This window comes from Paenibacillus sp. FSL R5-0623 (genome assembly GCF_037974265.1).
GTDB lineage: Bacteria > Bacillota > Bacilli > Paenibacillales > Paenibacillaceae > Paenibacillus.
Genome location: NZ_CP150233.1, coordinates 5,664,550 through 5,676,060, shown reverse-complemented (window position 1 = coordinate 5,676,060; position 11,511 = coordinate 5,664,550). Strand labels below are relative to the sequence as shown.

Below are 11,511 nucleotides of genomic sequence, written 5' to 3'. Positions count from 1 at the left end.
AGGATTAACATGGAAAAGGAAGGTTTCGTATCTTTGTGGCTAGGTAATGTTCAATCTTCTGAGGAGTTGGATAGATTACTTGCTGTTTCTTATTCAGATGAAGGTGATTTTGTTCCATCCATATTTGCAAAGCACTTTAACATTCGTAGATATGATGATGCTGTAAGAGAAGCAGAGTATTATGAAGAAGCAAGTGATGACTTGAATCAATTACTTGAAGGGTTCTCTTATGATGATGAAATTGCACCAAGATTTACTGCCCTAGTGCAAGAAGGTTTGACGAATGATTTTAATGCAATAGTTTTATTGTATAATTTTGAATACACTGGGGAAATTGTCGAAGCAACCACTCAATCGAATTACTTCAGGTTCTTAGGTGTGGTAAAATATGGATAGTGGGCTACTCCGTGCCGATTGAACCCATCATTCAGTAAATAACACAGTTAACCCATGTAGTACCCGTACAAAGATTCCCTCAAAGCGGTTGTACGCACATCAAGTGCTTTAGTTGTATAATCTAAATAACGCTATTCCGTTACATCAAACAGGTTGATTATGGTCAAATACAACCATGATTGACCTGTTTTGTTATACTCTCGCTTAAACTGATTGTTAAAATCAATCCTAAATACCTATATTTCACAAGCTTATAGTGGTAAAATATTCTTATAAATGGCATTTTTGATTGGCTTTTAGGATGAGTGAAGACCTAGTTTTTATTCTTGAAAAAGTATGAAGCAAGATGAAAACTACATAGTATTGAAGGTGATATTTTAAGAATTCTTAGCATGCAAGAACGGTTCAAGAGATACATAGGTATACCCAGAATTTTACGAAGAGAATAACAACATGGGAGTGTGAAAGATTTGAAAAAAGTAACACAATTATTACTAAGCGGTGCGCTGGTCCTTGGAATGTTTTCTTTTACCGGAAGTGCAAATGCAGCAGTTCCCTCATTTAAAGACGTGCCTGCCAGCCATTGGGCGAAAGCTTCCATCGATGCTGCTGTGTCCAAGGGTTATTTTAAAGGCTACAGTGATGGGACGTTTAAGCCTGGAGCAACGGTAACACGTGCGGAATTTGCGGCATTGTTGTCCCGTGTATCCAAAGGAACTCCTGAGTCGGAGCAAGCGAATGCATTTCGGGATTTGACAGGTCATTGGAGTGAAGCAGAAGTAAACCGTGCGGTATCGCTCGGCTTTTTGAAAGCTTCGGATTATCCGAACGGATTTAAACCTAGCACGGCATTGACACGGGAAGAAATGGCCAAGTGGCTCAGTTCAGGTCTTGCCGCACAAAACGAAGACTTCAAGCAAGCGTTAAAAGATACAGATACAGAGAACACGTTAGTGCCTGTAGCTGAGTTCTACAAAGGTGGTTTAAAGAAGGCGGCCTATCCGTATGTCTCGGTTGCATTAGGGACTGGTTTAATGGCTGGCTACCCTGATGGAACATTTGGTCCAGGGAAAACGACGACACGAGCAGAGGCTGCTGTGATTTTGTCTCGTTACCAACAGGTGCAAGAAAGTAAGGCAGATTCGTACAGAGATTTAAATGAAATGCGGGAAGTAGGTCTGACAGGTACAAATTTAACTTCTGCTACATTATATAGATACTCCATGAGAGAGGATGGAACCGATACGAGTTTTGATCATGTGATTGGAAAAAAAGTGAAGCTACGAAATAATTTAGGAACGATAACGGCCCATCGTATGATTGTGGCAGATGCGTATTCCGAGACGAAGGTTCAAAATTTATATGGGAAAATGTTTATTGATAGAAATTATTCAAATCCTATCCGCGATCCATACTTTGAGGCGTTTATGGAAGTCACGGTAACTCCGAATGGGAATAACTTAAGGAATTTAGCGTTTGTTCAAGCTGTAGGAGATATCTTTACAACTGTAAGTAATTTCAACAGCGGGACTACCAAAACATATGGGATTAGCAACTTGCCAGTGGAGGAGTATGTGGATTCTGGGTTCTTTAAACAAGGTGTGCCTCGTACCTTTTGGATGAATTTTCTCTTGAGAAGGTCAGCAGGCACGTCTAACCAGTCCGTGGAAGCGTTTGTAGTTGATAAAGATACAAGCACGTTTTTTAGAATTCCATGAGCTATGTATGTAGAGGAATCAAACAAGGAGTGTCGTGTTTTTTCTTTATTATTTTAATACTCATTACAACGGATAGTATTTCAATAGCAGCAAATGATAACGAAGCCCAGGATTTAAAAAGGATTGTTGTCAGTCCTGATCCTGAGGATCAGAAAGAATTAGAAGAGTTTCCTAACCCGGTACAGGCTCTACCGGAGGGACCAACGGGTTATCAAAAAGTAGTGAGGGTGTTTGAAGGGGTCAAGCAGGCTAACCCTGGGGTGTACTGGTACCAAATTGATAGTCTCAAGTGGATTGCAGAAACGTCATATGGAAATATTCCAGCAAGCAATGTTGAGGACGGAGACAAGTATGCACCTGTGAAAACATCTGTTCGAGATCGAATACAGATGGCCAACAATCCAGCATATATACCGGATACGTACATGGATCAGACTAAAAGGCAAGTGTCTTCTGATGTTCTCATTCCGAGCCCACATATCGCAAAAGTCGAGACAACGGCATATCAAGGGAAAAACTCTCTTATTACCAAACTCGAACTGGATCCTACCAAAACAATAGTAACTTTAACATCCGAAACAGGAAAGATAGATTCAAAGTACTACGTAAAAGAATACACAAAAGAATACGGCAAAAACCCCAGTGGCAAAACCAAGTACAGCACGTTATATCTAACACCTTTAAACATAACATGGCGAAGCAAGTGGACAGAGCAGAAAAAAATTCGGCTTACAGGTACGCAGCGTTTAAAGAAAGATGAGGAAGCCAATCTCAAAGGTGAAGTGGCTACGATGGCTCATGGAGCAAAGCAGTTCGGCGATTGGGTAGATATTTCGACCCGTCCGGGTGTGGTTTGGAAATCAGATAATGAAAGTGTCGTATCTGTTAACCCAAGCGGAAAGATCAAAGGTGTAAGCCCGGGTACTGCAAAAATATCCGTACGCTGGAAAAGCGGCACTCCGTACGAATATGATCTCATAGCATACTTAAATGTTACCGTTGGGGACGGCCCGATCCCGCATGAACCTGGTGGCGTAGCAGGTTGCAAACCTACGATAAATCCACCGAATGAAGTAGCCTCACCACAAACTGCTTTTATGGACCCGGGGGCTCAAGGGCATATTCTGGCGGATGACCCAACCAACGGCATTCATTTTGATGCGACGCGGGGGATACCGACCTCGGAGCATCTGTATGCCAATACGTGGGCGATGAACTATCTGTTTCAGCATACCTTTGGCAAACAGCAAGGCACGATTACATACGATTGTGAAGCAGAACTGACGTATGTTCGAACCTGGAAGGTGAAACAGCCTAACCTGCCTGGGCCGAATGGTACATCCATCCCGCAACCGGATAAAGAGGATTCGGATACGGTCGACGTCACGTACAGGTTCAGCTTTGACCGAAACTATAGCTATTGGAAAATCAATAACGTGGAACTGTATTCGATTGAGCAGGCCAAGATGGAGAATTATGCTCTCCCGGATGGAAGTCGAATTATACTCTGGCCTCAGGGGTACACACCGCCTGACCTGGAGATGGAGCATGACGAAGACGTGGAAATTCATGTCATGCCGCAGGAAACAGGAGAAATCAGCTATGTACCTGAAGTGCTGGCAAGCGATGGATATGAACCACTAGAAGTACCGGATGATACTGAACTGCTTAAAGGCATGGCGGAAGGTCAAACGGGGCCACCCGATGTGAAAAATGACGCGCTGGACTTCACGTGGGAGGGTTCGACGACCAACGTCATGGATGGTAGCACTGTCGTTGAGAACGGACCGAACCCGACGCAAATCCCGGCACCCACGAAGATTGGCTCGTATAAAAATACCGGGGAGCAGGTGCTCTATGAAGATCGGTTGTTGATTCCCCGGACACTCTTGAATAAAGCGGATACGGACTCCACAGGGGAAATTCAGTATGCCCTCTATCCCATGACTTTGGGAGGTAGTGGGGGAAAAACCTTTCCAATCGATCCGATCAATACCGTCACCGTCCATACCCCAGTCGTGAACTACTCGCTCGTATCGGATGACCAGCCGCATAACCAGAAAACCGTGCCGAACATGAATCGATCTGCGCTCATTTTGGAGCGACCGTTTACCGTTCGCATCCCGACGAGCGGCCAGCATCTGGATGCAGGCTCGTATCCGGGATACGGAGATCGGGACTATGCGAAGTATTATCGGATCAAACAGGTGCGTTTCCCGTTTGATGTGTATAGTGCCGACCGGACAGAGTTCTATCCACGAAATACGTGGATTGACATTGAGGTTCCTGTGCTGGATACGACCTTTTATTTACCCGTCTGGGTGGATGAGGGAGATTACCAGGTCGAGTTTCGCAACATTGCGGAAAATGCACCGTCCGAGTACCCTATGCAGTCAGAAGTCGATGCTCAGCCAGATGCGAATACCGATCTGTACTACCACGTTGCATCCGATGAAGTATCCGTCGAGGTTATTGGCCGATTGTATGACTTTGAAATCACGGATATTGCGGACTACAACTGGGAACTTGTTTTCCGGCGCTTCAAGGGCAGCATTGCCCCAACGTGGATTACCTACTGGACAGGCACGCAGGATATCGATGGGGACAAGCAGGGGAACAAACCCCAGTTTACCGTCCCGATTCGCCCGGGCAGTCACCCACTGCAAGGCTACCAGAATGTGGCCGTGAAAACGGGTTACCACTTCAAGTTTGATTTTAAAACGAAAGGCAACATGTTCGGCCCACGAGACGGCATACGTCTTACGCCAACCTTTGATTTTGTGGGTAAGGATGGCAGTACACGTGTGCCCGTGGATCTGTACTACTCCACCAACCAACGGAACTTTATTCGCATCGGTTCGACAGAAGACCAAGTGAAGCGGTTCGTGATTTTGAATGATCGGCTACGTCAAGTTCCGTCCGAACAACTGCGAGATACAGCGACGTACAAATACAACCGATATGGTGAAATCCATCCGGGGATGATGAGTGAACGAGCGTACCAAGAGTACTATCGAGACAAATTTACGAAAATGAAAACACCCGTAGGTGGGTATAGTCTACTCTTGATGCCAGAACAGTTGCGGACATTTATTGGTCCAAAAACGAATATTCCCACCACCGCCAGTGCCGATGTCCTCCGTGCGAATGCAGCCATTCAACAATGGTACGGGGAATACAGTCTGCCCGCGGAGCCCTATGTGGTGCAAGCGGGAACAAACTTGGCTGAGTATGGACGTACGCATGGCGGATTGGATGCTAAATCACCAATCTTCTTGAAGGATGGGTATATCGTGGTGAACTTTAACTTCGAGTCCATTCGAGAGGGAAATCTGGCGGCGCCTCATCTGCAATATATCCATGCTCCGCTGATGAATCAATGGTTGTTGGAAGGATTCCAGCGTAAGGTAGAGGATAGCTACGGAAACAGCTTGACGTTGCGGGACGGAGACGTGGTCTTTTACCATGCCGATCGCTCTAGCCGCGATGATTTCAGTGCGCAGGTACCGCATTAGTTTCAGATGTAGAAAAGAGAAATAGCAGGATATAGTCTAGTCGTATTTTAGAGAGAACGTTGTAGAGCTTATGCGGTATGCCTTACGGTGTACCGCATTTATTTAGAACGATGAGCAAAGTAAGAAGTATCAATTTAAAAAATGAATTGCAACGCCATTGTACATAGAAAAGAGGAACAGCCATGAAATTGGAAGTCAGCCTATCTGACCTGAAGCGGACCTCAAAAAGTCTGAACGGAGCCGCGGATGAGATGGGGGATCTGCGCGCGGACCTGAATCGGTCCATGAACAGTCTAAGCTATAAAACCCTCAGTCAAGGTGGGGTACAAAGTACATTCACCCACCTGATGCGGGAACTGGACGGCTTGCAAAGTAAGCTGGAACTGTTGTCGGAGTTGACCCGTCGCAAACGAGAAGAATATGAACAAGCGGATCGGGAGGGCAAAAAATTCAACTGGGGGAAGCTGGCGAGCTTCCTCACCTTTGCATTGGGGACGGTGCTGGATTTCTTGCCTGTCGTCGGCAATGTGAAAGGGATCATCGAGGCCATCACAGGTCGGGATCTGCTGACCGGAGAGAAACTGGCCTGGTATGAGCGTGGTCTTGCCGTGCTGGGGCCGCTGGGGAAAGGAGCCAATAAGGCCGCTTCCCTCTTCAAGTATGCGGATGAGGCGCTGGAACTGACGGGAAAAACCGTTAAACATGCGGATGACGCTGCAGATGCAGCAAAAACCGTCGGTCGCAACGCCGATGAAGCAATCGATGCGATCCCGACCAGCCCGAACAAGGCGGGCGTGCCCGGGAACTCGACCCGAGAAGCCGGGGAGGATATGGCCGGAGCGACGCCGAAGTCGACCAAGGCAGGTGAAGCCCCCGCAGGCTCCAGGGATACAGGTGACGCGCCGATGACGAGTAACAAACCAACGGGCAAAGCAGACGATGCGCCAAGCGATGCCGGGTCCACACGCCACGATACGGGACTCACCGATGCCGAGAAAGCAGCGGCTGCAGCAGGAACGGCGGCAGGAACGGGCTCTGCAGCGGCCGCTTCGATGATAAAGAAGACACCCGGAGGTAACGCTCCGAAAGGCGCAGAGGTACCAGGGGCGCCCAAGTCGAAGGATATCGATTCTTCGCCGCATCAACCATCTACAGGGCGAACCACCGAAACGCAGAATGTAACCAAATCCAACAAAGAAAGCTGTCCAGGTGATCCGATCCATGCGGCTACCGGTTATCAGTTTATGAACCATGATATCCTGACGCTGCATGGGGCTACCGATTGGCCCTTGACCTTGATCTACCACTCAGGCCTGCTGCAACGAGGGGAACTGGGCCCGGCCTGGACGCACCAATACGGACTGCGATTGCATGTTCATTCTTCAATCCAAGATTCAGCTGAGCACGCGCCTGCCGTGGACGTCTATTGGACAGCAGGACGTCAAAACCAATTCATCTATCAAGCCGATGGAACCTATCGAAGTCCAGATCTCGATGTGTACTTTGATGTGCTCGAACGGGAAGAGGATGGTTGGAAACTGACAACGCGTGAGCCACGTGAGATCTATCGATTTACCGAAGAAGGACAACTGCTCAGTCACACGCAGTCCAGTGGCCTAACCCTGGACATGTCTTATCAGGTAGCGGGTCGCCTGATGACCCTAACCGATCGGGCAACCCAGCGATCCCTGCATTTGGACTATACCTCGACAGGCGAACTGAAAGAAGTGAGGGATGCCCTACGGCGTGTAGCATTTGAATATAGCCCGGAGGGCGTATTGGTTCGCGTGATCGAGCCCGGTGGTGTTGTAACCGATTTGGTCTCGGATGAGGATGGACGTTTGATCTCCCTGACGGAGAGTGGCATCCTCCAGTTCACGAACACCTTCGACGCATCTTACCGAATTGTGGAGCAGACGGATGCGGCAGGAAGCAAATTCTACTTCCACTATGATACCGAGAGTCACTCGGGTCAGACGTGGACTACAGTGACCAATCGGCTGGGGCAGACACGCACCCTCGTGCATGATGACGCCTTGCAGCTCCTCGAAGTGCATGCCGAAGATGGCGGGATTACACGTTATACCTACACGCCACAAGGACAGATAGCCAGTGTCACCAACCCACTGGGCGAAAACACGACGTATGTCTATGATGCGGATGGGCATCTGATCCGCGAAATCGACCCACTGGGTCATGAAACGGAATATCACTATACCTCACACCACCAAGTTGCGCGTGAAACGGATGCTGAAGGCGGCGTAACCCGCTACCAGTACGATGAACAACAACGACTGACCGAAGTGACCCGTCCAGATGGCAGTATAGCGAAATGGACCTATACTGAAACGGGACAAACGGCTACGTACCAGGACTTCACGGGAGCCATCTGGACTTATGCCTACAGCGAGACAGGGGAGCTGCAGCATACGCTGGATCCGGAAGGTCGACGTTTACAGGTGGGCTGGGATGAAGCAGGCCGACTGGTCGAACTGAAGGATGCCGCAGGAAGTGTGAGTCGCCGGAGCTACGATGGTGCAGATCGCCTGACATCCATCACCGACCCGCTGGGCCTCACGTGGCAGACCGTGTATGATGCCAGTGGGCAGCGCATTCGGGATACCCGTCCGTCTGGAGCCTCCATGCAGTATACGTATACGCCGACCGGGGAAGTGGCGACCCTCACCGATGCGCTCGGTCACACCCGGGAGTACACCTATGATGCCGAAAACCGCCTGATCGCCGAAACGAATGCGCTCGGTGAAAGCACGCAGCTATCCTATGACACCGCAGGTCGATTGCAGACCGTGACCGATGCGTTAGGACACATCACGAAGTATCACGTTGATGGTGCAGGTCGTCTGGTCTCCGTCATCGATGGCGAAGGGCGGACTGTCCAGCAGCTGACCTATGATGGCGCAGGACGCCCCGTGGCCTGGCAGGATGGACTCGGCCACATGACGCGGCTGCGGTTTAATGCCCTCCATCAACGCGTCGAAGATACCGACGCGGATGGGCATACCCGTCATTATCGCTACGATGCCGCGCACCGTCTGACCGAAGTCATTCAAGGCGAAGGCGCAGATGAAGTGACCTATCGCCAGACATGGGATGGGGAAGATCGGAATACGAGCTATACCGATGCCAGTGGAAACCAGACTCGTCTAACGTATGACCGCAGTGGCCGCTTGTTGCAGGAAACAAATGCGGCAGGTGCACGGACAGCGTATACTTATGATAATCGTGGCTGGCTAAGTGCCAAGCTGGATGCCAAGGGACAGGAAACCCGGTACACGTATGATGCCGCGGGCCGCCTGATCCGTGCCACGGATGAAGCAGGCGAAATCGTGCTGACCTACACGCCCGATGGACAAGTGGCGCGTGTGCTCGAAGCGGAGCAGCATGAGGGACGAACCTACGATGCGGCAGGACGCTTGCTTACGCGAACCGATGGATTTGGGCATCTACTGCAATATGCGTATGATGCGGCAGGCCGGATGACGGCACTGACCTATCCGGATGGCAAAGTGGTGCAGTATCGTTACCAAGCCACGGGTGAACTGGCTGAAGTGAAGGACTGGAACGGCCGTCTGACCCGGTACCGCTATGATGCAAGCGGGAAGCTTATCGAGACTCGGCGCCCGAACGGCAGCCAGGAGCAGCGGGAGTATGATGCCGCGGGCCAACTGACTCGCCTGACGGATACGAGTGGACAAGGCATTCGTTTACAGCAATTCAAGTACGCATACAGCCCAAGCGGCTTGCTGTTGAAGGAAGAAAACAAACAGTACACGTACGATACCTTGAAGCGCCTACGCAGTGGCACCCAGCCAGGCCGTGTTGTACACTACACGTATGACCCATCCGGGAACCTGACAACCGAACAAGTAGGGACATCTGAAACAGAATCCACGAGCATTTCGCCCACGCAGCATCTGCACTACACCTGGGATAACCGGATTCAGCGGGTAGGAGACTATCCCGTCGAGATCGATGCCAACGGTAATCTGCTGTATGCAACGGATGGTAACACCGCTTCCGCTTACGAATACGATGCTCGAAATCGTCTGGTGAAGGCAGGGAAACTGAGGTATCGCTACAACCCGCAGGGGGATCGGATTGAAATCGCGCAGCGAGGGCAAGTGACCCGCTATGTCATCGACGATGCACATGAACTGAGCGGGGTGCTGATGGAGATGGATGGGGAAGGGAATGTGACATCCCGTTACATCTATGGTCTGGGGCTAATCGGGCGCGAAGATGCCGACGGAACGTATCTGAGTTACCACTACGACCTGCGTGGCAGTACGACGTTGCTGACGGATGAACGTAACCAGGTGACGGATCGCTATACGTACGGACTATATGGGGAACTGGAGCAACATGAAGGATTAACCCAGCAACCGTTTGCGTATAATGGTCGAGATGGGGTCATGACCGATGCCAACGGACTATATTACATGCGAGCACGGTACTATGATCCAAAGCTGAAACGGTTCCTGAACCGAGATGTGATCCGTGGAGAGATTCAGGATGGACAGACGTTTAACCGGTATGCGTATGTGAACGGGAATCCGGTAAGTTACATTGATCCACTGGGGTTGATGAAGTGTGGGACTGCCGATCCCTACGGTGGATACTACGAGCGTAAAGCTCAAAGAACAAATGATTACAATAATAAAACAGGAGATTGGACACCTTCTGCAAAAACAACACCACCGAATGGGCCTTATCGGACTGATAAGGAAGCGGATATTGGTGCAGAAATGTTGGGTTATAGACGAGTTGATGAAAACACAAAATCTCATGGTAGAGCAGTGTACACTAATGGGAAGGATTATATCTCTCCTGATACACCTAGACAGAATGGCTCAACTGATAATGGGGGAGTATGGAAGAAAGCAAATTCAATTACGGATTTGTTTAGGAAAGAAACAAGAAAAGGAACGTATGATAAAAATTTAAATCGGATAGGTGATTGAAATTAAATACTTTTGGCAAATAACTAAGTATACAGATGACGAGCACCCTCTACATCAACAAGGCAAAAAACCTACATGGACTTCTGTTTCTGATATTGGGAAGATATATGATGGGAATAAATTTACGGTAAATGACTACTTACGTACAGAGGAAATGTTTATTAGAGCAATTAAAATATTTATGATTAATTTAGATTCCTCCAAAATATTTGTTAGACAACTTGAAAAACCATTAGATCTGGAAGTGATAAAAGATAGTATCATAAAAAAGGGATTTTCTTTGGAAGATTACACAGAGATGCTTAAGTTTTATCAATTAGTTGAGAAGGGGACTAGTATAGGTTTGAATGAGGTGGAGTTTATTTCTCGTTTAGCTTTAAGAGAATATATCTGGGTGGAGTTGGAATCAGATTCAATGTTTGTAAGATTTGATTATGATTATTATGTTGACATTGGAAGTACGATAGATTGTGAGAAGGCAGTAAAACAAGTTCGTGAAATGGGGTTGTCTGTTAATCTATGGAAAGAGCCGTATCCTTTTAGCAGATTTACTTGAGAAGAAGGAATAAAAAATCTATTACTATGTTATTTTCTTTTGACAGATTGTGATATGAAGTGCGAAATCTACTCAAAAAATTCTGATTAATACTCAGATAAGAAAATAGATAAAATTGCAAACCTGTTTGGTAAGGCAAACTAGCGAGGATATGAAGAGGAATTAGTAGAATTGCATTAACTATAAGCTTGTTCTACGACTATGAATCAATCCTGGGGGATTTTTACCTTACCAATGTAAAGCTATTATAAATGAAGCGCCTGCATCTAAATTACTATTAATATATGTAAGAAAACCTTGAGCGCTGTTTTAAGCCGTTCAAGGTTTTCGCTTCCTCGCTACAT

The 11,511-nt window shown here is 48.1% G+C and carries 5 protein-coding genes; all 5 read left to right on the top strand.

Features of this window, described 5'->3' with window-relative positions; genetic code table 11:
* Positions 1-9: 9 nt before the first annotated feature.
* The 5 genes from MKY92_RS24935 to MKY92_RS24915 all read left to right on the top strand — a co-directional run bounded on the left by MKY92_RS24935 (position 10) and on the right by MKY92_RS24915 (position 11,167).
* Positions 10-396 carry an immunity 22 family protein gene (locus MKY92_RS24935; protein WP_339298011.1) on the top strand — a complete coding sequence of 129 codons (387 nt, stop codon included), beginning with the start codon at positions 10-12 and terminating at the stop codon, positions 394-396.
* A 470-nt stretch (positions 397-866) separates the two neighbouring features.
* Complete coding sequence (locus MKY92_RS24930; RefSeq protein ID WP_339298010.1) at positions 867-2,114, top strand: S-layer homology domain-containing protein; 1,248 nt, start codon at positions 867-869, stop codon at positions 2,112-2,114.
* 29 nt (positions 2,115-2,143) lie between these two features.
* A complete protein-coding gene (locus MKY92_RS24925) occupies positions 2,144-5,629 on the top strand; it encodes a DUF5704 domain-containing protein (RefSeq protein WP_339298009.1) in 3,486 nt (1,161 codons plus the stop codon).
* A 182-nt stretch (positions 5,630-5,811) separates the two neighbouring features.
* Positions 5,812-10,611, top strand: a complete 4,800-nt coding sequence (locus MKY92_RS24920) for an RHS repeat-associated core domain-containing protein (protein ID WP_339298008.1) — start codon at positions 5,812-5,814, stop codon at positions 10,609-10,611.
* The gene (locus MKY92_RS24915; protein WP_339298007.1) at positions 10,604-11,167 is read left to right on the top strand and encodes a hypothetical protein; all 564 of its coding nucleotides are present in this window, start codon (positions 10,604-10,606) and stop codon (positions 11,165-11,167) included. Before MKY92_RS24920 ends, MKY92_RS24915 begins: the two co-directional genes overlap by 8 nt.
* The last annotated feature ends 344 nt before the right edge of the window (positions 11,168-11,511 follow it).

Coding starts and splice junctions, on each gene's coding strand:
- MKY92_RS24920 (WP_339298008.1), top strand. CDS start 5,812: ATGAAATTGGAAGTCAGCCTATCTGACCTGAAGCGGACCTCAAAAAGT.
- MKY92_RS24935 (WP_339298011.1), top strand. CDS start 10: ATGGAAAAGGAAGGTTTCGTATCTTTGTGGCTAGGTAATGTTCAATCT.